General features: G+C 70.9%; 23 protein-coding genes. 6 read left to right on the forward strand and 17 right to left on the reverse strand.

The features are described 5' to 3' along the window. Positions 1-24 precede the first annotated feature (24 nt). Positions 25-975, reverse strand: a complete 951-nt coding sequence (locus tag AB0I59_RS35175) for a GlxA family transcriptional regulator (RefSeq protein ID WP_358139877.1) — start codon at positions 973-975, stop codon at positions 25-27. A 189-nt stretch (positions 976-1,164) separates the two neighbouring features. Between AB0I59_RS35175 and AB0I59_RS35180 the strand changes: the two genes are divergently transcribed. Genes AB0I59_RS35180 through AB0I59_RS35190 form a run of 3 tightly spaced genes read left to right on the forward strand, consistent with a single transcriptional unit; the run spans position 1,165 to position 2,050 of the window. Further along, entirely contained in the window at positions 1,165-1,299 is a 135-nt protein-coding gene (locus AB0I59_RS35180) for a hypothetical protein (protein ID WP_358139880.1), read from the forward strand. Then, on the forward strand, positions 1,296-1,763 hold the full coding sequence (locus tag AB0I59_RS35185) for a hypothetical protein (protein WP_358139883.1): 468 nt from the start codon (positions 1,296-1,298) through the stop codon (positions 1,761-1,763). Before AB0I59_RS35180 ends, AB0I59_RS35185 begins: the two co-directional genes overlap by 4 nt. Positions 1,764-1,765: 2 nt before the next feature. Next, positions 1,766-2,050 (forward strand): hypothetical protein, encoded by a 285-nt coding sequence (locus AB0I59_RS35190; protein ID WP_358139886.1) that lies wholly within the window; start codon positions 1,766-1,768, stop codon positions 2,048-2,050. Positions 2,051-2,098: 48 nt separating this feature from the next. Here AB0I59_RS35190 and AB0I59_RS35195 read toward each other — a convergent pair whose 3' ends face one another. The 10 genes from AB0I59_RS35195 to AB0I59_RS35240 all read right to left on the reverse strand — a co-directional run bounded on the left by AB0I59_RS35195 (position 2,099) and on the right by AB0I59_RS35240 (position 13,144). After that, positions 2,099-2,575: a hypothetical protein gene (locus tag AB0I59_RS35195; RefSeq protein WP_358139890.1), complete on the reverse strand. Its 477-nt coding sequence runs from the start codon at positions 2,573-2,575 to the stop codon at positions 2,099-2,101. Beyond that, on the reverse strand, positions 2,572-3,093 hold the full coding sequence (locus AB0I59_RS35200; RefSeq protein WP_061259842.1) for an RNA polymerase sigma factor: 522 nt from the start codon (positions 3,091-3,093) through the stop codon (positions 2,572-2,574). The genes AB0I59_RS35195 and AB0I59_RS35200 overlap by 4 nt, the downstream gene beginning before the upstream one ends. Positions 3,094-3,220: 127 nt before the next feature. After that, a complete protein-coding gene (locus AB0I59_RS35205) occupies positions 3,221-6,061 on the reverse strand; it encodes a DUF5682 family protein (RefSeq protein WP_358139893.1) in 2,841 nt (946 codons plus the stop codon). 90 nt (positions 6,062-6,151) lie between these two features. Continuing rightward, positions 6,152-7,267: an ATP-binding protein gene (locus tag AB0I59_RS35210; protein ID WP_061259844.1), complete on the reverse strand. Its 1,116-nt coding sequence runs from the start codon at positions 7,265-7,267 to the stop codon at positions 6,152-6,154. Positions 7,268-7,278: 11 nt separating this feature from the next. After that, the gene (locus AB0I59_RS35215) at positions 7,279-8,652 is read right to left on the reverse strand and encodes a VWA domain-containing protein (protein WP_358139897.1); all 1,374 of its coding nucleotides are present in this window, start codon (positions 8,650-8,652) and stop codon (positions 7,279-7,281) included. Then, positions 8,649-10,052, reverse strand: a complete 1,404-nt coding sequence (locus tag AB0I59_RS35220) for a hypothetical protein (protein ID WP_358139900.1) — start codon at positions 10,050-10,052, stop codon at positions 8,649-8,651. Before AB0I59_RS35220 ends, AB0I59_RS35215 begins: the two co-directional genes overlap by 4 nt. Next, on the reverse strand, positions 10,052-10,561 hold the full coding sequence (locus AB0I59_RS35225; RefSeq protein ID WP_358139903.1) for a hypothetical protein: 510 nt from the start codon (positions 10,559-10,561) through the stop codon (positions 10,052-10,054). The genes AB0I59_RS35220 and AB0I59_RS35225 overlap by 1 nt, the downstream gene beginning before the upstream one ends. A 179-nt stretch (positions 10,562-10,740) precedes the next feature. Continuing rightward, positions 10,741-11,277 carry a hypothetical protein gene (locus tag AB0I59_RS35230; protein ID WP_358139906.1) on the reverse strand — a complete coding sequence of 179 codons (537 nt, stop codon included), beginning with the start codon at positions 11,275-11,277 and terminating at the stop codon, positions 10,741-10,743. An 8-nt stretch (positions 11,278-11,285) separates the two neighbouring features. Beyond that, positions 11,286-11,927 carry a response regulator gene (locus tag AB0I59_RS35235; RefSeq protein ID WP_358139909.1) on the reverse strand — a complete coding sequence of 214 codons (642 nt, stop codon included), beginning with the start codon at positions 11,925-11,927 and terminating at the stop codon, positions 11,286-11,288. Next, complete coding sequence (locus AB0I59_RS35240) at positions 11,918-13,144, reverse strand: sensor histidine kinase (protein ID WP_358139912.1); 1,227 nt, start codon at positions 13,142-13,144, stop codon at positions 11,918-11,920. The genes AB0I59_RS35235 and AB0I59_RS35240 overlap by 10 nt, the downstream gene beginning before the upstream one ends. Before the next feature lie 156 nt (positions 13,145-13,300). Here AB0I59_RS35240 and AB0I59_RS35245 point away from each other — a divergent pair, with 156 nt between their 5' ends. After that, positions 13,301-13,717 carry a hypothetical protein gene (locus tag AB0I59_RS35245; protein ID WP_358139915.1) on the forward strand — a complete coding sequence of 139 codons (417 nt, stop codon included), beginning with the start codon at positions 13,301-13,303 and terminating at the stop codon, positions 13,715-13,717. 10 nt (positions 13,718-13,727) lie between these two features. On the opposite strand, the gene AB0I59_RS35250 is transcribed toward AB0I59_RS35245, so the two are convergent. From AB0I59_RS35250 to AB0I59_RS35275, 6 genes are all read right to left on the reverse strand, one after another. Then, positions 13,728-14,225, reverse strand: a complete 498-nt coding sequence (locus AB0I59_RS35250) for an NUDIX domain-containing protein (protein ID WP_082777452.1) — start codon at positions 14,223-14,225, stop codon at positions 13,728-13,730. A 75-nt stretch (positions 14,226-14,300) separates the two neighbouring features. Next, positions 14,301-15,356 (reverse strand): tellurite resistance/C4-dicarboxylate transporter family protein, encoded by a 1,056-nt coding sequence (locus AB0I59_RS35255; RefSeq protein WP_358139918.1) that lies wholly within the window; start codon positions 15,354-15,356, stop codon positions 14,301-14,303. Positions 15,357-15,381: 25 nt separating this feature from the next. Further along, on the reverse strand, positions 15,382-16,134 hold the full coding sequence (gene narI / locus AB0I59_RS35260; RefSeq protein ID WP_061259852.1) for a respiratory nitrate reductase subunit gamma: 753 nt from the start codon (positions 16,132-16,134) through the stop codon (positions 15,382-15,384). Beyond that, a complete protein-coding gene (narJ, locus tag AB0I59_RS35265; RefSeq protein WP_061259853.1) occupies positions 16,131-16,751 on the reverse strand; it encodes a nitrate reductase molybdenum cofactor assembly chaperone in 621 nt (206 codons plus the stop codon). Before narJ ends, narI begins: the two co-directional genes overlap by 4 nt. Further along, complete coding sequence (gene narH / locus AB0I59_RS35270) at positions 16,748-18,400, reverse strand: nitrate reductase subunit beta (protein ID WP_358139923.1); 1,653 nt, start codon at positions 18,398-18,400, stop codon at positions 16,748-16,750. The genes narJ and narH overlap by 4 nt, the downstream gene beginning before the upstream one ends. After that, positions 18,400-22,089, reverse strand: a complete 3,690-nt coding sequence (locus AB0I59_RS35275) for a nitrate reductase subunit alpha (protein ID WP_358139926.1) — start codon at positions 22,087-22,089, stop codon at positions 18,400-18,402. The genes narH and AB0I59_RS35275 overlap by 1 nt, the downstream gene beginning before the upstream one ends. 118 nt (positions 22,090-22,207) lie before the next feature. On the opposite strand from AB0I59_RS35275, the gene AB0I59_RS35280 reads away from it, so the two are divergent. Next, positions 22,208-22,690 carry a SigE family RNA polymerase sigma factor gene (locus tag AB0I59_RS35280; RefSeq protein WP_358139929.1) on the forward strand — a complete coding sequence of 161 codons (483 nt, stop codon included), beginning with the start codon at positions 22,208-22,210 and terminating at the stop codon, positions 22,688-22,690. Beyond that, positions 22,687-24,051, forward strand: coding sequence for a hypothetical protein (locus AB0I59_RS35285; RefSeq protein ID WP_358139932.1), 1,365 nt, complete (start codon positions 22,687-22,689; stop codon positions 24,049-24,051). The genes AB0I59_RS35280 and AB0I59_RS35285 overlap by 4 nt, the downstream gene beginning before the upstream one ends. Positions 24,052-24,217 lie beyond the last annotated feature (166 nt).

Genomic DNA, 24,217 nt, shown 5'->3' on the forward strand with positions numbered 1-24,217 from the left:
ACGCGGGCGTCCGTATCACCACTGTCAGGAGGCGTCGGTCCGGAAGGACGAGCGGTACGACTGCGGTGTGACGCCGACGACGCGCTTGAAGCGCTCACGGAAGGCGGTGGGCGAACCGAAACCGGCCTGTGCGGCGATGCGCTCGACGCCGTGGTCGGTGGTCTCCAGCAGGAACTGCGCGCGCCGTACCCGGGCCCGCAACAACCACTGCAGCGGCGTGGTGCCCGTCTGCTCCCGGAAGCGGCGGCTGAAGGTCCTCTCGCTCAGCCCGCTGCGCGCGGCCATCGCCGCCAGGGTCACCTCCTGCGCGAGGTTGTCCTCGATCCACGACAGCACCGGCTCCAGCAGTGAACCCCGGGGCATCGGCGGCTGCGCGTGCACGATGAACTGCGCCTGTCCGCCCTCCCGTTCCAGCGGCATCACCGACAGCCGGGCCGAGTCCGCGGCGACCGCCGAGCCGAGGTCCCGCCGGATGATATGCAGGCACAGGTCCAGGCCGGCGGCGGCCCCGGCCGATGTCAGGATCTGGCCGTTGTCGACGTACAGCACATCAGGCCGCACATCGACCAGCGGGAACATCTCGGCCAGCCGGTGGGCCGCCACCCAGTGCGTGGTCGCGCTCAGCCCGTCCAGCAGTCCGGCCGCGGCGAGGGTGAACGCTCCGACGCAGATGGACGCGATCCGGGTCCCGGCGGCCGCGGCCGCGCGCAGGGAGTCGAGCACCTCCTGGCCGGGCGGCGCGGCGTGCTCCGAGCATCCCGGCACGATGATCGTGTCCGCCTCGCGCAGCGCCTCGAGGCCGTGTGGGGCGATGATCGTGAAGGCGTCGCCGGGCACCTGCGGCGTCGCCGCACAGACCTGGACCCGGTACGGACGGCGCCCGTCCGCCAGGCGGGCACGCCCGAACACCTCGATCGGGGTCGCCAAGTCGGCCGCCACCACATGGTCCAGGGCCAGGACCGCCACCGTGTGCATGGGGACACGGTAAGCGAGAAATCGCCAACCACAAACGGACAGGTCAAAGAAGTGGTATGTGCGTTTTCGCCGACCATACCGGGTGGCGAGAATCCGGTGGAAGTTGTCGATTCAGCCCATGGGAGCCGGTGACCGGTCGCCCTAGCCTGGCGCTGCACGTTTCCGAGCATGTTGAGGAGGAGCGCACTGATGCGCGCGCAGTTCGTCTTGTTCGACGGCTTCGACCCGCTGGATGTCATCGCCCCCTACGGGGTTCTGTACGGCGCGGGGACGGCCGCCGTCGTGCGGTCCGACCGCGGCCCGGGGACCGGAACCGACCGGTGACGAAGTTCCTGCTCTCCGTCCATGTGCTGGCCGCCATCATCGCCATCGGTCCGGTGACCGTGGCGGCCAGCATGTTCCCCGCGGCGGTGCGCCGCGCCCAGTCGGCCGGACCGGACGCCCCCTCTCTCGCCTCCGCCCGGCTCCTGCACCGCGTCTGCCGCGTGTACGCCGTCGTCGGCCTGGTCGTCCCGGTCTTCGGCTTCGCCACCGCCAGCAGCCTCGGCGTCCTCACCGACGCGTGGCTGATCACCTCGATCGGGCTCACCGCCGCCGCGGCCGGGGTCCTCGCGCTGCTCGTCCTCCCGGGCCAGGAGGGACTACTCGTCGAACTCGACCGCGCCGGCACCTCGGTGGAACGGGGCGCAACGGCGCGCCTGGCCATGTTCACCGGCATCTTCAACGTGCTCTGGGCCGTCGTGACGATCCTCATGATCATCCGACCCGGCTCGACCACAGGAGTGTGACCGTGAACCGCACCAGACAGCCCCTGCGCATCGCCGCCGCGGTCGAACTCGCTTCGCTCCTCGTCCTGCTGGGCAACCTCGCCACCGCACACCTGCCCGCCATCTCCTCGCTGGCAGGACCCATCCACGGCTGCGCCTACCTGTTCACCGTCATCGCCACGGCCCGCGACCCGCGGCGCACCCCCGTGGCCGTCGGCCTGGCCCTGCTGCCCGCCGTCGGCGGACTCCTGGCCCTGCGCCGGCTGACCACGACCACGGAGCGAGCCGGCCGGAGTCTCGCCGACTGAAGCGGCGCTCGGCGGCGGAAAGGCGTCGAGGCTGCCGGGGTCCGTCGCTCATTCCCCGCCGGTCAGCTCACGCTTACGGCGCAGCAACGCCGCCCGGTGGGCATGGGCCCGTACGGCCAGCACGAGCGCGATCACGACGAGGACGGCGCCGGTCACCAGTGAGGCCACCAGTCCGGTCCCGCGCTGGACGGCGGCCACCGCCAGGACCACGGTCATGACGGTCGAGGCGGTCGTCGCGAGCCAGGCGGCGATCACCCGGTCCAGGGCGAACAGCGGTGCCCGCCGGGTGATCGCCCAGGCCCCGTAACCGGCCCATGCCAGGCAGAACACCGTGAGAGCGGTGAAGGCGAGGTGGGTACGGCCGGGCAGCGGGCCGGGCTCGCCGGCCCACAGGACTCCCACGAACACCGCTCCGGCGAGCCCGGCCAGCAGGGCCGCGACGCCCCGGATCCGCGCCCACGGTGACAGCGTCGGCGCCAGCCGTTCGAGCATCTCCTCGGGTGAAAGGCGTGGCTCATCGTTCATGGCAGGTATCCCTTCTGGATGAGATGGTCGCGCGACATCCGGCGGGCCCGGTTCAGCCGGGACTTGACCGTGCCGACCGGGACCTGGCAGATCTCCGCGCAGTCCTCCAGCGACAGGTCCTCCAGGTAGAACAGGACGAGGATCTCCCGCTCGACCACCGGCAGGTCCGACAGCGCGGAGACCAGTCCGGCGCGGTCGACCACGGCCTGAACCGGATCGTCGGCGGTCGGTTCGGCCCCTGTCGGCGCCTCGGCCCTGGCGTACTCCTCACGGAGCCGATCGGTCACCGCGCGGCGGGCGATGGTGAACAGCCAGGGCGCGAACCTGCCCGGATCGCGCAGCCGGGGCAGTCCACGGATCACGGCCAGCCAGATCTCCTGGGCCACGTCGTCGGCCCGCTCCGCGTCGAGCATGCGCCGTACGTAGGTCCACACCGGCACATGCCAGGCCGCCACCAGTTCGGTGAACGCCGCGCGTTCGCCGAGCTGGCAGCGCACCACCAGCAACTCGTCGGTCATCATGTCCTCCCGTCACCCAGCACAGTCGGGAAGAGAACCCCTCAGGTTCACGATGACCCGGACGACTTCCGCCGCTAACGGATTTCGGGGAACGCGGATTTCGGGGAACGCGGGCCGGGGGCCCGCGTCACCGTGACGCGGCGACCGTCCGGTGATCGAACAGGACCGCGACGGCGTCGGCGGTCTCCGGGTGAAGGGCCAGCAGCGCGCCGACCTCGCCGTGACCGGGCCCGTCACCGGCCTGGACGGTTGATCGCCACTCGCCGTCGCACCCGAGCAGCGCGGCGACGGCGTCGCACGCCGCCGGATTGCCGGCGAGCAGGTCGGCCACCGGTCCGGCGGCCAGGGCGGGTGCCCGCCCCGGCGCCGCGTCCGGGCCCGAACGCGGCCGCGCCGACCACGGCGGCACCCACGTGTCGACGGCCGGCAGGGCGGCAGGGAACGTGCGGCCCGCCTCGCGTACGAGCACCGGCACCAGCTCGGGCGCCTGGTCCCGCAGGGTCGTGATCAGCTTGGGCAGCCACGGGAGCAGGACGGTGTCGGGCAGCCGACCGAACGCCTTGGACATCAGCTCGACCACGAAGGGCGTCAGCGCCGGAGCCGGTTCCAGCGCCTGCACGAACCCGCTCAGATACAGCGGGAACGCCGGGATCACGAGCGGGTTGGCCAGCAGCTCGTCACACTGTTCCCGCAGCTCGGCCAGCGGCATCAGGCCGAGCTGGAACCGGGCGGCCCACAGCAGCGCCACCTTGGCGGGCGCCGCGGGATGCGACTGCTGTACGGCGAGTTCGAGCTGGGCGCGGTCACAGCCGAGAGCCAGCGCGAGGCTTTCCATGGAGAACAGGAAGCCGAGCATCGCGGCCACCTGGCGGACCCCGGTCTCCTCGTCCACGAAGGCGGTCGGCAGCAGCGTGCAGTAATGCGCGTATCCGGCGGTGACGAACGCCTCGCACCACTCCGGCAACGCCGGCTCGGTGGCCCGGTAATGCGCCAGCAGGCGGCGGATCCGGCGCAGCACGTCGGGGGCGTCGTCCACCGTTCGCTCGGCGGACAGCAGTTCCACGGCCCGCGCCCCGAGCTCCTCGGTGAACCGGCGGCTGCCCAGATAGAGGATGGAGTCCTCCACGGCCGCGAGCGCGACGGCAGCGGTCGCCTTGGGCGCCCACACGGTACGGCGCAGCCGCTGCTCCAGCACCTGCTCGACGGTGACGCCCTCGTAGCCGAGCTCGATGATCGATCGCTGGTGGCGGCCGATGGCCAGGTCCCAGCTCTCCTGGATCGACCGCTCACCCAGCCGGCGCTCGCCCATGATGGGACGTACCGCGTCCTCCGGCAGCAGGCGGCGGAGCATCCACAGCAGGTGCGAGCAGGGGCCGAGCTCAGGGTTCGCGGCGAGGTCGAGCAGCGCCCGCTGGATCGTGCGCTTCTCCAGGTCGACGCCGAGCGGCTCCAGCCGGTCGTACACGTCGCGGGCCAGCGGCGGGAGGGCCTCGTACCCGACCTGGCCGATCCGGTCGCCGCCGAGGAGGATCTCGCACAGGCGGCGCACGTCGCGGCGGCCGGGCACCACGTCCTTCTCGATGCAGGTGACCGCAGCGTCCTGGAAGTCGTACGGCGTGGGCCGGGCCCGGTTGCGCATCCCGGCGAGCAGGATGGACGTCTCGAACACGGCGATGGCGTCGGCCGTGCTGGCCAGATAGCCGTTGCGGCGGGCGAGGCGGACGATGTCGACGCACCAGCCCAGCAGCTCGGCCTCGTCGAGACCGTCCAGCGCGGGCGGGTTCGCCAGGAAGCCGGACAACCGGTCGGTGACCGGGCCCTGCGGGGCGGGCGCAGGCAGCGGCGCGCGCTTCGCCCGCTTCGCGGCTCCCTTCTGGCCGTCGAGCCGGAACGACGTGACGCCCCAGCGGGTCAGCGCCTTGCTCCAGGTGGCCGCGGCGATCGACACCGAGCCGGAGGCGAGGCCGAACTGCGCCTCGATGGCGGACTGGCTGGACGGGATGAGCCCGTACAGCCAGCGTGTGCCTGTCCGGGGGCTGATGTCGTAGGGCACGTCGGACGACAGGCCGAACTGCTCGACCCGGCTGGCCGCGTGGTAGGCGCCGCACACGTACAGGCAGTCGGCCGGATCGGCGCCGGACGTGGCGAGGTGTTCGCGCATCCGGGTCCACATGTAGCGCTCGCGGTCCTCGTCACGGGACGAGCGGTCGTCCTCGGCCGGGCGAAGGCGCCGGAACAGGCTGCCGATCAGCACCATGACCTGGCGGTAGGTGTCGTAGTCCGCGCCCGCGAGGGGCTGCTCCACGTACTGGTCCCACCACTCGGACCAGTGCCGCACCTTGCCGTGGTGCAGCAGGTGCGCTTCGAGTTCGGCGAAGCGGGGACGCAGGTCACCGATCTCGACGCCCACGGCGTCGCCGTGCAGGGCCGCGTCCTCCTCGTGCCCGGCGGTGTCGTCGTCGGCCGGGGCCGCCTGGGGCTCGGCGGGTCGCTCGCCGGGCAGCCACTGGAAGACGTGGTCCGCCGAGCGGTCCACCAGGACCAGTTCGACGCCCGGCGTGTCGAGGGCGTACGCGATGGCCTGGTACTCGGCCGACGCCTCGGTGATGGGCGCCACGACGCTGAGCGGCCCGGAACCCGGCGGGAAACCGTCGAGGTCGGACGCGAACGCCTGCAACGCCACGGGGAGGCGGCAGTTGCGCAGCTCGTCGAGCAGCGGCCGGAGGTCCTCGCACAGCTCCAGGTAGACGACCTTGGGCTGCTTCTCGCGCAGGCGGCGCACCATCGCCAGCGCGGAGGCCGGCGAGTGGTGGCACACCGGGAAGATCTCGAGTTCCTCGCCCAGCGCCCGGTCGACGTCGTCGACCATGCCCGACAGGATGTCGGCCAGGGCGCTCGGAGCGTCGGCGAAGGCGGCCGCGGCGTCGAGCAACTGCCCGCGCAGCGCGCCGAAGGTGCCCTGGCTCATCGAATCTCCTTGAGCGTGGAGACCCCCGCGTTCAGACAGGGGAGGAGAGCGGGAAGCCCGACCCGTTCGGGTGGAACTGCCCAGGAGTGGTCAGGAGAGCGTGGCGATCGCCTGGCGGCCGCCTTCGAGGAAGTCCTGCCACGGGCCGCCGTCCTGCTTGCTGCGGGGCTCGATGACGCCGTGCCAGTACTTGTTCAGGATGGCCAGGTCCTCCGGGCTGCGGCGGGCCAGCGAGCCCACCAGGGATCCCGCCAGCGTCTCCGCGCGCAGCGTGCGGTCGCCGAAGAAGTGGCTGTGCAGGATGGCGTCCTCCAGCACGCCGATCTGCTCGGCCGTGGACAGCGCCGACTCCAGCTTCTCGTCGTCGCTGGTGGCCGACGCCGCCGCGGCGCGCAGGTCGGCGAAGCTCTGCAGCAGGATGTCCAGCAGCGTGGGCGGCAGGTCCAGCTCGATCTGGTGGCGGCGCAGCAGCTCGGTGGTGCGGAACCGGACGATCTCCGCCTCGCTGCGCCGGTTCGTCACCACGGGGATCCGGACGAAGTTGAACCGCCGCTTCAGAGCCGACGAGAGGTCGTTCACGCCCCGGTCCCGGCTGTTGGCCGTTGCGATGATCGAGAAACCGGGCTGGGCGAACACGATGCTGTCGTCGTCCAGCTCGGGGATCGACACGTACTTCTCGGAGAGGATGGAGATCAGCGCGTCCTGCACGTCGCTGGTCGCCCGGGTCAGCTCCTCGAAGCGTCCGATCATGCCCTGCTCCATGGCGGTCATGATCGGTGAGGGGATCATCGACTCGCGGGACTGCCCGCGGGCGATCACCATGGAGACGTTCCACGAGTACTTGATGTGGTCCTCGGTGGTGCCCGCGGTGCCCTGGACGACAAGGGTCGACGTGCGGCAGATCGCGGCCGAGAGCAGCTCGGCGAGCCAGCTCTTCCCGGTGCCCGGGTCGCCGATCAGCAGCAGGCCGCGATCTGACGCCAGGGTCACGATGCTGCGTTCGACGAAGCTGCGGTCGCCGAACCACTTCTGCGAGATCTCGCGGTCCAGCCCGTCGGAGCGCTCGGACCCGAGCACGAACAGCCGCACCATGCGGGGGCTGAGCCGCCACGAGAACGGCTTGGGACCGTCGTCGACGGACTCCAGCCAGTCGAGCTCTTCGGCGTATTTGACCTCGGCGGGGGCACGCAGCAGGTCATCGGTCACTTGCGGGTCTCCTAGGTGAGGAAGCTCTTCAGCTCGAACACGAGTTTGCGGATGTGGCCCGAGATCACGGGCGTGCCCAGGTCCTTGAGGTGCTGGCGGAACCACGGGTCCACGCTCTGGTGCCCGGAGCTGTTCACCGAGCCGACCGGGATGAACTTCACCCCCGAACGGTGCACCGACTGGAAGTCGGTCAGCAACGATCGGTTGTCGTAGAAGTCGGAGATCCACACCATCACGGTGTTGCGCGGATCGGTGATCTTGGGCCGGGCGATGGACATCGCGACGGTGCCGTCGGTGCCGCCGCCGAGCGTCGTACGGAGCAACACCTCGAACGGGTCGTGCACCCACGGGGTCAGGTCGATCGCCCGGGTGTCGTACGCGACCAGGTGCACGTCCACCTTGGGCAGCCCGGCGAAGATCGACGCCAGGATGGTGCAGTTCACCATCGAGTCGACCATCGACCCCGACTGGTCGACCACCACGATCATCTTGGCCGGGGTGGTCCGCCGGGCCGTGTGCCGGTAGAACAGCCGGTCCACGTAGAGCCGCTCGTCCTCGGGGCTCCAGTTGGTGAGGTTCTTCCAGATCGTGCGTTCGACGTCGAGGTTGCGGAACACCCGCTTCGGCGGCACCGACCTGTCGATGGTGCCGACGCTCGTCTTCTCGACCTGGGTGCGCAGCACCTCGGCGACCTCGTCGACGAACCTGCGGATCAGCGCCTTGGCGTTGGCCAGCGCGATCCCCGACAGGTTGGCCTTGTCCCGTAGCAACTGCTCGATGAGCGACATGCTCGGCGTCAACCGCCTCGCCAGCGCCGGGTCGGCCAGCACCTCGCGCAGCCGCATCCGGCGGACGAGGTCGCCCTCCAGCCCGGCGAGCACACCGGCCAGCTCGTTCCCGCCGGGGTGGGAGCGCAGCTGGCCCGGCTCGCAGCCGAGCGCCTGCTCGAACCATCCGGCGTCCTGCTGCCAGCGGGCCAGTTCGGTGGCTGTGACGGAGCCCGTCCCGGTCGAGAACACGTTGAGCAGCAGCTTCGACACCAGGGCCGCCCGGCGTACCTCGTCCGTACCGACACCCTCGGAGGACGCGGGGGTGCTTTCCAGGGCGTCGCTTTCCGAGGCGTCGTCCTGCCGCACCATCAGGCCCCGCAGTTCGGCGCCCAGGTCGGGGAACCGCTGCACGAGGTTGTCCACCGACACGGACGGATCGAGCAGCGCGGGCGGCAACCCGAGGTCGTCGACGATGGCCACGCTGGCCGTCTCCAAAGAGGGCTGCTCTTCGGGGTCGAACAGCCGCGCGAGCAGGCGCCAGTAGAGCACCTGACGCCGGTTCTCGTCGGCGCTGACCCGGGAGTCGATCCGGGGGTCGTTCAGGGGGGTGCTCATCGTCTCAGGAGCCGTCCGGCTCGCTCGCGCAGTACGGCGACGGCGTCACCGGCCTTGGCCTCCGCCTTCACCACCTTGGGATCAGTGGGGCCCAGCGCCCAGTCGCCGTTGTGCGCCGTCACCGGCTTGCGCTTGACCGTCGCCTGAACCGCGAGGGGCTGCAGAGTCCAGCCGCCGTCCCAGCGGATCAGGCCGAGGCACGCCGTGGAGGCGGCCACCAGTTCTGGTGTGAGCGGGCCGCAGGTCGGCAGCCGGTCGACGTCGACGGCGAGGATGTGCCCGCCGAGATCCAGCGTGACCGCCCCGCCTTCGGTCGCCGTCGTGTAGCCCTCCACCAGCACGGGTTCGGAGATCCGTACCGGATGGCGGTCCAGGGGAGGCACCGCGGGGGCGAGCGCGCCGGCGAGCAGGACCCGCGCGGTGGCGAACGGGTCGGCGGGCTCGCCCGCGCCGGCCCGGTCGTCGTGCCACACCAGATCGCCGCTGTTCAGGAGGGGCATGTCCGTGATGTCCAGGCTGCGCTGCTCGGCCAGCGCGCCAAGCAGCACCGGGTACCGGTGCAGCAGCCGCCAGAGGGCCGGACCGACGATGGTGTCCACCTTCGGGGCGGCGACGCTCGCGCGCACCAGCCGGGGCGGCGTTCCGGCGGACTCCAGGATGCCGTGGACCTGGATCTGCACCGCGGTGCCGTGCTCATGGACGTCGACGCCGAGGATCAGCAGCCGTCCCGACACCGATCCCGAGGGCTCGGAACCACTGTGCCCGCCGCCGGGCCGCGACAGCAGCAGGGCGCGCGTCCACAGGTCGGCCCAGCGCCGGGCGGGCAGCCGATCCATCGTCCCGACCGGGCTCGACGCCCGCAGTTCGGCCGCCAGGCCGTCGAGCAGCACCGCCTGCCGGCGCAGATCGGGTACGGCCAGCAGGGCCTCGATCGTCTGGTCCGCGGCGGAGACGAGGTCGTGGCCGACACCCCGCCACCCGGTGATGGCCAGCTCGTTCAGCCAGGACCGGCACCCGCTGAGCAGGTTGTCCGCGCTCGGCGCCGTCGTGGACGGAGACTCCTCCCACGCCACCCTGGTCCGTCCCAGCGCGGTGTCGAGGCGGGTGAGCAGGGCGTCGTGCACCGCGCCGAACAACGCGGTGCGCCCGCCGGCCAGCGTGGTCAGATGCTCGTCGGTGGCCGAACCGGCGATGATCTTCTCGGCCGCCTCGCCCGCCCGTACGCCGAGCGGCGTGGCCGCCAGGGCGCCGGCCAGCGCGGACAGCGCCATGGCGCGATCCTCACCGAGCCGGGCGAATCCGTGGACGAGGGCGTCGTCGAAGCCCGCCACCAGGTCGAGTGCCTCGTCGACCCCGGGCAGGGGAGCGTCGAGCAGTTCGCCGAGTTGCACGCCAATCATCAGCGGACCGCCCCCAACGCCGGGAACCAGTGCATCTCGGGGATGGGCACGGTCGTGTCGGGTACCTCAAGGTAGTTCAGGTGGCGCAGGAAGCGGCTGAACACCATGGCCGCCGGAGCGCGCTCGACCTGGCCGTCCATGCGGCTCACCAGGTCGGCGCCGGACGACGCGCCGTCGCCGACGTCGACGCGCAGGTAGCGGGCCACCCGATCGAGGCCGTACTGCAGCACGGCCTCGGCGGCGAGCAGGTGCAGGTGCTTGCACGGCGAGCTGCCCGACGGCAGGGCGCCGCACGGCCGGTTGTTGTTGGTGCTGCAGCTGTACGCGTGGGTCCCGGCGGTGAACGACGAGACGTACACCCGCTCGATGTCCGAACCGCTCGACACGACGCCCTGCAGCCGTCCGTCCGCCAGCTCGACGAAGGGCACCTTCGCCAGCTTGCGCGGCTGGACAGGGGAGACCACCCGTATCGAGCTGCGCTGTTCCCACGCGGCTCTGTCCGCGTTCACGCCTTTCGACCTCCAGCCCGACGGCTCGCGGACGCCGGCCGGTACGGCGGCATCTGCTCGAACGGCCGATCCATGATCGGGTAACTTACCCCATGACAAACCGGCCGGTGCCCATTCTTACGAATGTCGGCTTTTGTCGGCATAAGCCAGACAAATGCGCTCGCCCGCGCACACCGATCTCACCGCGGCACCTCCGGTGACGAGTCGCGTGACGCGGGGCCGCAGGTCACCTCGGTCGCGGCCGGCGGGCACGGCATGGTCCAGTCGGGTGTCGTCACCAGGACGTCGACGCCGGGCGGCACGCTCAGGGTGTAGTCGGTCCGGCAGCCGGGATCCCCCAGCTCTCCCGGGCAGGTCACCTTGACACGCAATGTCTTGCCCGACTCCCAGGCCTCGCTGATCGAAGGCGGCCCGCTGTGCCAGGTGGTCTCCCGTTTGGCAGTGAGGCGTCCGGGGACGCCCGGAGCGACCCGCACGTCGACCCTGCCCCGCACGTCCACGATGATCTGGGGCGTGGTGACGGCGTATGTCACGGTCCTCGTCTCGGTCGCGCTCTGATCGAGGACCGACGAGTCGTAGGAGCCGGGGAAGGAGAAGTCGTAACCGTGGGGAATGGGGAGCCGGTACCACGCTCCCAGCGCCATCGCCACCACCGCGGACACGGTCAGCGCCGCGCCGGTGGCGATCCATCCGGTACGCACGTTTCTTCGCATCATGTCGCCCTTCAAACCTTCAGGAATCGCAGTACGGCCAGCACCCGCCGGTGGTCCTTCTCGACGCCGGAGAGGCCGAGCTTGGCGAAGATGTTGTTGATGTGCTTGCCGACCGCGCTCTCGGAGACGACGAGGGCTTCGGCGATGCCGGCGTTGGACCGTCCCTCCGCGATCAGCGCGAGCACCTCGTACTCCCTGCGGGTCAGCAGGTCCAGCGGATCGCTGTGCCGGCGCAGCAACAGCTGGGCGACCACCTCGGGGTCCAGGGCCGTGCCGCCGGCGGCGACCCGCCGGAGCGAGTCCAGGAACTCGGCGACGTCGGCCACCCGGTCCTTGAGCAGATAGCCGATGCCGGTCGTCGCCATGGACAACAACCGGGTCGCGTAGCGCTCCTCGACATACTGCGAGAGCACGAGGATCGGCAACTCGGGCCGCCGGTGCCGCAGCAGCAGCGCCGCGCGCAGGCCCTCGTCGGTGTGCGACGGCGGCATCCGCACGTCGGTGACGACGAGATCGGGTTCGTGGTCGTCCACCGCACGCAGCAGCCCCTCGGCGTCGGCCACCGCCGCCACGACCTCGATGTCGGCCGACCCGAGGACCCAGACGAGCCCTTCCCTGAGGAGGACCGAGTCCTCGGCGAGCACTACACGCACGGCAGCTCCACCTCTATCGTCGTCGGACCACCGCTCGGGCTCTCGATGCGCAGGGTCCCGTCCACAGATCCTGTCCGCTGCGCGAGGCCGCGCAGGCCCGACCCCTTGGACGGCTCGGCACCCCCGCGGCCGTCGTCGCGTACGACGAGGCGGAGCACGTCGCCGTCGCGCCGTACCGTGACGTCGGCGCCGGAGGCCCGCGCGTGCTTGGCGATGTTGGTCAGCGCTTCGGAGACGACGAAGAACGCCACCGCCTCGACCACGGGAGAGGCGCGTTCGGACACGTCGACGCTGAGCCGTACGGGGAAGGGGGCCCGCGCCGCGAGACCGGACAGCGCCGCGTCCAGACCCTGGTCGTTCAGTACGGCCGGGTGCAGTCCCTGGACGACGTCGCGCAGCTCCTTCAACGCCTGCTTGGCGTCGTCGTGCGACCGCACGATCACCTGGCGGGCGGGCTCGGGCAGGTCGGTGAGAGTGGCACGCGCCATGCCGAGGTTCAGCGCGAGCGACACGAGCCGCTGCTGTGTGCCGTCGTGCAGGTCGCGTTCGATCCGGCGGCGTTCCGCGTCGGCGGCCTCGACCACCTCCGCCCGGCTCTCCCGCAGCGTCTCCACCCGCCGGGCCAACTCGTCGTTCCGGCTGGGGCCGAGCAGCGACCTGGCCGCGACCGCGTCGAGCGCGGTGATGCCCCGGAGCAGCCACGGCACCGCCACGAACAGCAGCAGCGCGCCCGCCGCGGGCAGCGCGGCGATCCATCCTCCGCCCGCCATCTGAAGCTGGACGGCGACGACGGCCGCGACGAGGCACGCCGACCACGAGACGACACCGCCGACGAACCCCACTCCGCCGACCAGCGGTGCGACCACCAGGTGATAGGCGATCTGCCGCCACATGCTTCTCGACCGCGCCTCCAGGAGCAGTTGCCTGAGCGGGTTCCCGACCCAGGGGAGACGCGGCACCGGGGGGATGTCCTGGTCGAGGAAGGCGGCGAACCGGGCGCGTTGCAGCCAGGTGAGCAGCGGGACGATCCGGGTGAGGACCAGCAGCGCGATCAGGGGGACGATGACGGTCCAGATCAGCACTATCGACAGCGCGGCCAGCCCGACGATCGTCTCCGCCGCGAGGAGCGCGATCGGTACGCCCGCTGTCACGTGGATGGTGCGGAGCCAGGTCCGCGTCGACCAGTGGCCGCGGATTCGGTCCCAGGGAGTGGTCATACGTCAACCGTAGAGATCGGTATCGCTCGACGACATGACCAGGACATCCCAGAAAAAGGTGAGGCAAGCCCCACCCTTTGACTCGGGGCCCCTTCGCGTTCCGCGACACGCGGGCGTGAGCCGATCGCCGATCCGGTACGTCATAGAAGTATGAGGATGTGGCGAATCGCGCTTCTGGCGGCACTCGTCCTGGTTTTTGGGGCGTCCATGACGTCGTCGGCGCAGGCGGTGACCGCGCAGAAGAAGGTCCTGGTGCAGCTCCGCGAGCAGGGCGGCTTCGCGGGCCTCGACGACCGCGTGACCGTGTACACCGACGGATGCGTCCGGCTCAGCCGCCGTACGGGACCGGCCGCGGCCCGATGCCTCACCGGCGGTGAGATGCGCGGGTTGCGCGCGGACCTGAGGCATCTGCGCGTCGGCCGCTCCGAGGCGCGGCCGCCGGGAGCCGACTTCATCAAGTACACGCTCGCGTACCGAGGCCACCGCGCCGGCCGCTACACGCTGCCCGGCACGTGGACTCCGGTGGTTCGGCGGCTGGAGCGGATCCTCCAGAAGTACTGGACCCCGTCCTGACCGCTCGCGGTCACGCTTCGCGGCGCGACCGGAAGAACTCCGAGACGATCCGGGTGTGCAGCGGGAACGCCAGCTCCCGCGGTCCGTCGATCAGCAGCCACTCCGACGTCTCGGCCGTGGCGACGACCGGCGGGAGGCCGGCCGAGCCGGTACGCGGACCGAGGGCGAAGACCAGCACCGTGCCGTCGGGAGCGCTGAGCACGTCGAAGAGCCGCACGTCGTCGGCCTCGACGACGACGCCCGTCTCCTCGCGGAGCTCCCGGACGGCCGCCTGCTGCCAGGACTCGCCCATGTCGATGAAGCCGCCGGGCAGGGCGAGACCGCCACGGTGCGGCTCGACGTCACGGCGCACCACCAGCAGGCCGTCGTCCACCGGCAGCACCATCACCGCGACCGGCAGCGGGTTGAGGTAGCTGGTGTTCGCGCAGCCCGAGCATGAGCGCGGCCACGCCTGGTCGGGTGCGAAGGCCGCGCCGCAGAAGGAGCAATGCGAGTTCCTGATCGTCACGACCGTGAGACTAAACCAGGCCGAGTCCGCTGACCCGGATATCCATCACCTCATACCTGTACACATCGGTCGGCGTCAGCCGGTCGTTCGGCCGTCCTGATCGGGTGGCCGCCCGAGGGCGCGGAACCCGCCGGCGAGGTGGACCGCCATCGCGCCGAAGGTGAGCAGCCAGGCCAGGAGCCCGAACCACACCTCGACGTCACCGATGGCCACCACGATGGGCAGACCGGCGACGGTCCCGAGGTTGTGCGACGCGGCCCCGTACATGCCGAGAGGGAAGACCATGCTCCACAGTCCCGGCCCGTACCTGAGCGGGACGCCGGACCAGATGTGCCGCCACCAGCCCGCGATGATCAGGGCGACGAAGATCCAGCTTCCGAACGACCAGAAGAGCAGGCTCACATGCACGGAGAGGTCGTGCGCCACCGCGGCAGCGGACGCCCCTCTCATGTTCGAGATCTGAGTTCCGGCGACGACGCTGATCGCGGTGGCGCCCATCGCGACCCAGTAGGGCGGCGTGAGATCGCGGGGCCCCATCTCGAAGAGCATCAACCGGAACGCCACGACGATCGCGATCGCCAGATAGAGCCAGATGGAGATCGACCAGGTCATGACGGCGAGCAGCGCCAGCTCGTTCCGCCACCCGCTCGCTGCGGGCTCCAGCGTCGCGGCGAGCACCGCGACGGACTGCCCGCCGACCACCCAGACGAACCAGGTTCCGTTGGCCCCCGCGATGGCCTTCGTCCCGTCCCGGCTCAGCAGGGCGGCCCACGGCACGAGATAGCTGAAGAGGACCCAGCTCGCCGCGCCGACGGCGAGCAGCACGGCGGCGGTGCCGGTGCGACCCTCCATGGCCAGCCGGGTGCCGAGCACGTTCGTGCCGGCGGTGAAGGTGAAGAACCCGAACGCCCGCCCGGGGTCCCGCAGGTCGCGGACCATCTCCGCCCGGCAGGCCAGCAGCCGCCACGCGTACAGCACGAGCAGGACGGCGTAGCCCGCCGCTCCGACCCAGAGCAACGCGGCGGACAGCGCGGGCAGGCGCATCGCGCGCATGTCGATCGACACGATCCCCGTCGCCATCACCATGGCGAAGTAGGCCGGGGACAGGTCGCGGACCGCCGCCGCCCGCACGTCGCTCAGGCTCGGGCGGCGCACCTCAGGCCGGCCCGCCGATCTTGCGCCATCTGCGGCCCGTGGTGCCGGGCTCGGGAGGCACGATGGCGCCCCGGCTGCGGTAGACGACGAACGGCCGCCACAGGTACCACAGCGGGAAGCTCCAGGCGTGGACCAGGCGGCTGAACGGCCAGACCGCCCAGAGTGCCCACGCGGCCGTCGCGTGGAGCTGGTAGATCACCGGAGCGGTCGTCATGGCCCCGATGTCGGGCGATCCGGTGAACAGGCCGCGGAACCAGGGGCCGACGGTGAGCCGGTAGTTGTATCCGGGACCGAAGAGGTTCCACCCGATGGTGGGGGCGACCCCGGTGAGCACGATGATCAGCAGCATGACGAGCGCCACGTAGTCGATCGTCGCGGTGGTGGCCTTGACGCGCGGGACCAGCATCCGGCGGCTCGCGAGGATCGCGATGCCCACGATGACGACGAGCGCGGCCAGCGCGCCGCCCACGGCCGAGAACCACCGGTAGACGACCTCCGGTATGCCGATGGCGTGGGTGACCGACGCGGGCACGAGGATCCCCATGACGTGGCCGAGGATCGCGGCGAACGCCCCGTAGTGGAAGAGCGGCGCGCCCCACTTGAGCAGCCGACGCTCCAGGAGTTCGGTCGAGTAGCAGTCCCAGCCGAACCTGTCGTACCGCCACCGCCAGACGTGGCCGACGACGAAGACGGTCATCGCGACGTACGGCAGGACGACCCACCAGAACACGTCCAGGGTGCTCGCGTCGGTCATGGTCGTCGCTCCTGTCCCGAGAGATACTCCGGCGGCGCGAACGGCTCCAGGCCGACCTCCTCGGTGGGCGGGCCGCTCTCCCACAGCGCGCGCACCGCTTCGAGCTCCCCGCGCCGCAGCTTCGGCAGCAGCGCGCAGACCGCCTCCACGACGTGCGCGTACGGCGTGTCCACCGAGCCGAGCGCCCGGCGGAGCAGGTCGAGGTCGGCGCGGCGGCGGCGCAGCAGCGCGACGCCCTCCCGGCTGAGCGCGGCGAATTCGAGCACGAGCGGAACGAAGTCGGGCAGCTCGGCGTCCGGCGGGTGGAACCCCGCGCGGCGGTAGGCGGCCTTGTACGCGAGCATCGCCGTACCGCGCCTGCGCGTGTCGCCGTACCGGTAGTAGGTCAGGTAGAGCGCGGAGTGGCGGCGCAGATCGAAGGTGTCGACGTAGTGCCCGGCCACCTCGCCCGGAGGGGTCGCCCGCAGCCAGGCGAGGAAGGCGGCGAACTCCTCGCGCGCCGCCCTGGGCGCGGCGCGGCCGGCCTCGTCGAGCCGGTCGATGCCCGTGAACAGCGCCATGGTCGGGTACTGCAGCAGCACCGACGCGAGCTTGAACGCGTGCTCCGCGCCGGTCATGGCGCCTCCTCCCCGGGGATCGGGTCCTTCCCGGGAAACGGGTCCTTCCTGGGGAACAGGCGCGACGGGTCGCCGGTGCCGTCCCAGCCGAGCAGGTTGGCGCGCGGCCGCCCGTCGTCCCCACGGAACATGGGCGGTCCCCCGGCCGGACTCCCCGCCGGAGGCGGGTACCCCTGACCGCCCATGCCGGGGCCGCCCTCCCCGTCGAGGCTGCAGAAGAGCTGCTGGTGCTGGGCGGTCAGCGCGCCGGCGTCCTCGGCGTGGACCTGCGGGATGACGTAGCGCTCCTCGTACTTGGCGATCGCCAGCAGGCGGTACAGGTCGTCGACGTCCTCCGCGGTCATGCCGACCGAGCGCGGCAGATCCTCGCCAGGGTCCCGGCCGAGCTGTACGGCCCGCATGACCGCACGCACCGTGGCGAGCCTGCGCAGCACCAGGCGTACGGTCTCCGCCCTGCCCGCGGTGAAGAGGTTGGCCAGATACTCGACGGGTACGCGCAGCGAGTCGATGGTGGCGAAGACCCGGTCGGGGTCGGCGTGGTCGTATCCCTCTGCGTGCACGACGTCGGCGACCGGCGAGAGCGGCGGGATGTACCAGACCATGGGCAGCGTACGGAACTCCGGATGCAACGGCAGCGCCACCCGGTGGCGTACGGCCAGCGCGTGGACGGGGGAGCGGCGGGCCGCCTCGATCCAGTCGTCCGGGATGCCCTGGCGTGCCGCCTCCGCCCGGATCGCGGGGTCCTCGGGGTCGAGGAACACCGAGAGCTGCGCCTCGTAGAGGTCCTGCGGGTCGGGGGTGGTCGCCGCGCCGAGCACCGCGTCCGCGTCGTAGAGGAGCAGCCCGAGATAGCGGAGCCGGCCGACGCAGGTCTCCGAGCAGATCGTCGGCTGGCCGGCCTCGATCCGGGGGAAGCAGAACGTGCACTTCTCGGCCTTGCCGGTCTTGTAGTTGAAGTACACCTTCTTGTACGGGCAGCCCGACACGCAGAACCGCCAGCCCCGGCACCGGTTCTGGTCGACGAGGACGATGCCGTCCTCGGCCCGCTTGTACATCGCCCCCGAGGGGCACGAGGCCACGCACGACGGGTTCAGGCAGTGCTCGCAGATGCGCGGCAGGTAGAACATGAAGACCTGCTCGAACTCCATCCGCACCCGTTCCTCGATCCCGGCGAGGTTCGGGTCGCTCGGCGCGTGCTCGGGCGCGCCCGCGAGGTCGTCGTCGAAGTTGCTGCCCCACCGGATGCGCATGCCCCGCCCGGTGAGCGTGGAGATCGAGTGCGCGCTGGGGTTGGGCGTGCCGAGCGGCGCGTCGATGACGGTGCCGTAGTCGTACGTCCACGGCTCGCCGTAGTCGTCGATCGACGGCAGGTCGGGGTTGTAGTACATCTGCAGCAGGCGGCGCACCCGGCCGCCCGCCTTGAGCTGGAGCCGTCCCTTCGTGTCCAGGGTCCAGCCGCCCCGCCACCGGTCCTGGTCCTCGTACCCCCTGGGGTAGCCCACGCCCGGCTTGGTCTCGACGTTGTTGAAGTAGACGTATTCGAGGCCGGGCCGGTTGGTCCAGACCTGCTTGCAGGTCACCGAGCAGGTGTGACAGCCGATGCACTTGTCGAGGTTCATCACCATCGCGACCTGCGCCATTATGCGCATCAGAACCGCACTTCCTGCGACCGCCTGCGGATGACCGCGAGCTCGTCGCGCTGGAACCCCGCCGGGCCGTAGTAGTTGAACGCGAACGACAGCTGGCCGTACCCGCCGATCATGTGGGTGGGCTTGACGAGCACCCGGGTCAGCGAGTTGTCTGCCCCGCCGGGCCACCCGGAGATCTCCGACTGGGGGGTCATCAGGTTCCGGTCCTTGGCGTGGTACATGAACGCCGTGCCCTCGGGCATCCGGTGGGTCACCACGGCCCGGCAGACGACCACGCCGTTGCGGTTGTACGCCTCGATCCAGTCGTTGTCGGCCACGTCGATCTTGGCGGCGTCCCGATCGCTCATCCAGATGACCGGGCCGCCGCGGAACAACCGCAACATGTGCAGGTTGTCCTGGTACTCGGAGTGGATCGACCACTTGGAGTGCGGGGTGAGGTAGCGCACCGTCACCTCGGGGCGGTTCTCCTCCTCGATCCCCTGCGGCCCGAACAACCGGGCGTAGTTGAGCGGCGGCCGGTAGTTCGGCAGCATCTCGCCGTACTCGACGAGCCAGTCGTGATCGAGAAAGAAGTGCATGCGCCCGCTCAGCGTGTGCCACGGCTTCTTGCGCTCGACGTTCAGCACGAACGGCGAGTAGCGGCGTCCGCCCGTCTCGATGCCCGACCACTCTGGGGAGGCGAACACGGTTCTGGGTTGTACCTGGGTGTCGGCGAACGTGATCCGGCGGCCCGCGCTCTCCCGCGCCAGGTCGGCGAAGCTCACCCCGGTGCGCTCCCGCAGCGCCTCCCACGCCTGGGCGGCCACCTGCCCGTTGGTGCTGCAGGAGAGCGTCATGATCGCCTCGGCCATGTGCACGTCGCGGGCCAGCGAGGGGCGCCCGTCGCCCGCTCCGGCTCGCACCCGGCCGTTGTCCTGCCCGAGCTGCTCGACGGCGGCGGCGGGCACCCAGGAGATCCCCTTCGTCGCGGTGCCGAGGGTGTCGACGAGCGGGCCGAGCGCCGCGAGCTTGTCCGCGATGGCGCCGTAGTCCCGCTCGACCGTGATCAGTTTGGGCATCGTCACGCCGGGAACCGGCTCGCACTCCCCGGCCTTCCAGTCGAGCACCCGGCCGCCCGGCTGGGCCAGCTCGTCCGGGGTGTCGTGCATGAGCGGCGCGGCGACCACGTCCGTACGGGTGCCCAGGTGGACGGCGCCGAGCCGCGACACCTCCCGCGCGATCGTCGCGAACGTCTCGAAGTCCGACCGCGCCTCCCATGGAGGGGCGATGGCCGGATTGAAGGAGTGGATGAACGGATGCATGTCCGTGGTCGACAGGTCGTACTTCTCGTACCAGGTCGCGGCGGGCAGCACCACGTCCGAGTAGGTGCAGGTGCCGGTCATCCGGAAGTCGAGCGTGACGAGCAGGTCGAGCTTGGCGCGAGGTGCCTCGTCGCGCCAGGTCACCTCGGCCGGGCGCACGCTCGGCGGCGACTCCGCGGCCCGGACGGCGTCGTCGGCGCCGAGCAGGTGCCGCATGAAGTACTCCATGCCCTTGCCGGACGAGCCGAACAGGTTGGCCCGCCACAGGGTGAGCACACGCGGGAAGTTGCGCGGGTCGTCGGGGTCCTCGGCGGCGAAGCGCAGCCGCCCCGATCGCAGTTCGTCCACGATGTGGTCGCCGACCGGGCGGCCGGCGCGCGCGGCCTCGTCCGCGAGATCGAGCGGGTTGCGGTCGAACGCCGGCTGCGCGGACGTCCAGCCCAGCCGCTGGGCCAGGGCGACGCAGTCGGCGAAGGACCGCCCCGCGAACAGTCCGCGCCCGAGCGGGCTGGCGAGCTCTCCCGCGCCGAACGTCTCGTACCGCCACTGGTCGGTGTGCATGTACCAGTACGGCGTGGCGGCCATCTGCCTGGCCGGGCGCTGCCAGTCGAGCGCGAACGCGAGGTGGGCCCAGCCGGTGAGCGGGCGGATCTTCTCCTGCCCGACGTAGTGCGCCCAGCCGCCGCCGTTCACGCCCTGGCAGCCGCACAGCATGATCAGGGTGAGGAACGCCCGATAGGTCTGGTCGGAGTGGCACCACTGGTTGGTGCCGCCTCCCATGCAGATCATCGACCGGCCTTCGGAGGTCTCGGCGTTGCGGGCGAACTCCCTGGCCACCCGGGCCGCCGCCGCGGCCGGCACCGACGTGATCTTCTCCTGCCAGGCCGGGGTGTACGGCTCGGGATCGTCGTATCCCGCCGGCCACTCCCCGGGAAGCCCGTCGCGCCGCACGGCGTAGTGCGCCATCACGAGGTCGAAGACCGTCGTCACCAGGCGACCCGCGACCCGCGTCACCGGCACTCCGCGGCGTACGGCCGAGCCGCCCTCGGTCGGGCCGACGTCGAAGCGGGGCAGATCGACGGGAACCGCCTCCGTGTGCCCGCCGTACAGCGTGAGCACCGGATCGATCCCGCCCAGGTCGAGGTTCCAGCGGCCCTTCCCCTCCTCGCCGAAGCGGAAGCCGAGCGAGCCGCCCGGCACCTTCGGCGTGCCGTCCGCCGCGTCGAGCAGCACCATCTTGTGCGCCGCGCCCTCACTCGCGTCGCCGAGGTCGGCCGCGGTCAGGAACCGGTCCGGCACGTACGCGTCGCCGCGCTCGGCCAGCGTCACCAGGAGCGGCAGGTCGGTGTACGTCTTGACGTAGTCGGTGAAGTAGGGCACCTGGCGGTCGCGGAAGAACTCGGACAGGACGACGTGCCCCATCGCCATGGCCAGCGCGCCGTCGGTGCCCGGACGGGCGGCCAGCCAGTCGTCGGCGAACTTGGTGTGGTCGGAGTAGTCCGGGGAGACCACCACGACCTTCTGGCCCCGGTAGCGCGCCTCGGTCATGAAATGCGCGTCCGGGGTACGGGTGATCGGCAGGTTGGTCCCCCAGATCATCAGGTAGGAGGCGTTCCACCAGTCCCCAGACTCCGGCACGTCCGTCTGGTCGCCGTAGACCTGCGGCGAGGCGAGCGGAAGGTCGGCGTACCAGTCGTAGAACGACAGGATCGTGCCGCCGATCAACGAGAGGAACCGTGTCCCCACCGCGTAGGAGACCAGCGACATCCCCGGGATGGGGGAGAACCCCGCCACCCGGTCGGGGCCGTACGTCTTGATCGTGTGCACGTGGGCGGCGGCGATCAACTCGCTCACCTCGGACCAGGACGAGCGGACGAACCCTCCCTTCCCCCGCGCGTTCTTGTAACGGGCCGCGCGTTCGGGGTCGCCCGTGATCTCCGCCCACGCTTCGACGGGGTCGCCGAGCCGCTCCCGCGCCTCCCGCCACAGTTCGAGCAGGGGGCCGCGCACGTACGGGTAGCGCACCCGGGACGGCGAGTAGGTGTACCAGGAGAACGCCGCCCCTCGCGGGCAACCGCGCGGCTCATACTCGGGTGAGTCCGCCCCGATCGAGGGATAGTCGACCTGCTGCGTCTCCCAGGTGATGATCCCGTCCTTGACGTAGACCTTCCACGAGCACGAGCCGGTGCAGTTCACCCCGTGCGTCGACCGCACCACCTTGTCGTGGCGCCACCGCTCGCGGTAGAACTCCTCGGCCTCACGGCCGTCCTCGCGGTGCACCTCGCGGTAGTCCGTCGACGGCGTGCCCACCGTGAAGAACTGCGCGGCGCGCAGCAGCGACTCGACCGGCTCGCCGCCGGGCAGCAGCGGGGCCAACGGTTCCGCCATGAGATCACCTCGTTAGCGAGCGATACCCGGCAAAACGGACGGCGACGACCGGCTTAGGTGGATCGTGGCGATCTGATTACGGTGCAACGAAACGCGGTGACCGGACGTCCCTGGGATCGTGGACCACACCTTCGACGAATTCGTCCGGGCACGAGGCGACGCGCTGTTCCGCTACGGCGTCGTGCTGACCGGAAACGCGGACGACGCGGCCGACCTCGTGCAGGAGGCGCTGCTGCGGCTCGGCGACGCCTGGCAGCGCGTGGTCCGCAAGGACGACCCCGAGGGCTACGTGCGGACGATCATGGCCCGCCAGCACATCAGTTGGTGGCGGCGAAGACGGCGAGAACGCCTGGTGGCCGACACACCCGAACACGGCTACACCGACGTGCGGCTCGACGGAGACGCGGGGCTGTGGGCCGAGATCGGCGGGCTGCCGCCGAAACAGCGGGCGGTGCTCGTGCTGCGTTACTACGAGGACCTCCCGGACGTCGAGATCGCCAGAATCCTCGGCATCTCGCCGGGGACCGTACGCAGCCAGGTCTCGCGTGCCCTCGACAAGTTGCGGATCCAGCGCCGCGCGATGCACATGGAGGAAGTGTGAGAACCGAACAGGACCTCGTCGGCACGCTGAGGAAGGCAGCGAACAGCGTGCCCCCGCCGGTCGATCTCGGCCATGGCCTGGTGACCCGTCGCAGGCGCAGGACGCGCAGGCGCTACCAGTCGGCCCTGGCCGTCGCCGGGGTCGTCGCCGTCGTCCTGGGAGGGACGGCCGTCGTCCGCGGTGGAGATCGTACGGACGAGGTCGGGCCGATGGCCTCGGCCGCTCCCGGCATCGTCGATGATCCCGCCACCGTCGAGGGGCGGCCGAGTCCGGCCCGCGAGGTGTGGCCGGAGGCGGTGTCGACGATCCCCAAGAAGGCCGCGGACGGCTTCAGGTACCGGCCGGTCACCGCGCTCAGCCCCACGGAGATCCTGCTCATCGCGGAGGCGTCGTTCGAGAAGGCGGGTCGTTTCGAGGTCTATGACACGAGGACCGGGCAGGCACGGGTGCTCACGACGATAGTTCCCGGTGGAAAGGGCTACTTCGAGCAGCACGCCGAAGTGGGCCAGGACTACATCGCCTGGTACGGCACGAAGCCGAACGACGGCGTCGCGTGGGCCGTCCTCTGGGCCGCCCCCCGCCAGGGCGGGGATCCGATCCGCGTCGGCGAGGTGGGCGGGGGCCTGGCCGAGGTGGACAGGATCGGGGTAACGAAGGACCACGTCCTCTGGTCGCCCCGTTCCGGCGGGGTGTACCGCATGCCGATCAGTGGGGGCGCGCCGGAGAGGATCGCGGGAACGGACGGGCTGTGGCTGTACTCCTGGCCGTGGGCACGTGACGTGCCGGGCGACGCGGGCCCCGACGAGGAGCAGCGGAACAGGAACCAGAGCCTGCTGGTCAACCTGGAGACCGGCGCCCGACGATCGATCACCGCCCCTTCCGGCGTGACGGGCCTGCGCTGCGCCACCGAGTGGTGCGTCGGCACCTCCGGCGGATCCGAGGGATCCGACGGACAGGTCTTCGCCATGCGGCCCGACGGCACTGAGGGAAAGCAGCTGCCCGGACGCGCCCACATGCTGGAGATCCACGGCGGCCACTTCGTCCAGCTGAGCGAGGGACGTCCCGCGCTCTACGACTTGAACACCGGGAAGGTCGCCGGGATCAGCGCGATCACCAAGGACGGGGCCGGTGGCTCATACGGGAGCGGCGTCTCGTCGTCGCCCACCCTGGTCTTCTACTGGAACGCGGGCGAGACCAAGACCAAGAGGACCTGCGTCCCGATGAGAGAAGAGGACCGGAAGCTGATGGCGTCGGCGGGGGCGACCCCGTCCCCCGGCGCGACGACGTGCATGACCGAGACGATCGAGCTGGGCGACAAGAACGAGATCCTCAACCTGGCCGCCGTCCAGGACGCCGGGTGAGGCATGTGGCCGGGTTCGAGGCACGAGCGGGTGCCGAAATCTCGGGCGGCGAATCGCGGCAAAGGTATAGGAATTAGCGCGTGATGATGGCTGAGCACGCTCAATCCCTGGCCCCGGTCAACTCGCAGGTGCGGCGGAAGGCCCTGCGGCCGCAGGATCTCCAGCC

This window comes from Microtetraspora glauca, assembly GCF_040656155.1.
GTDB lineage: Bacteria > Actinomycetota > Actinomycetes > Streptosporangiales > Streptosporangiaceae > Microtetraspora > Microtetraspora glauca.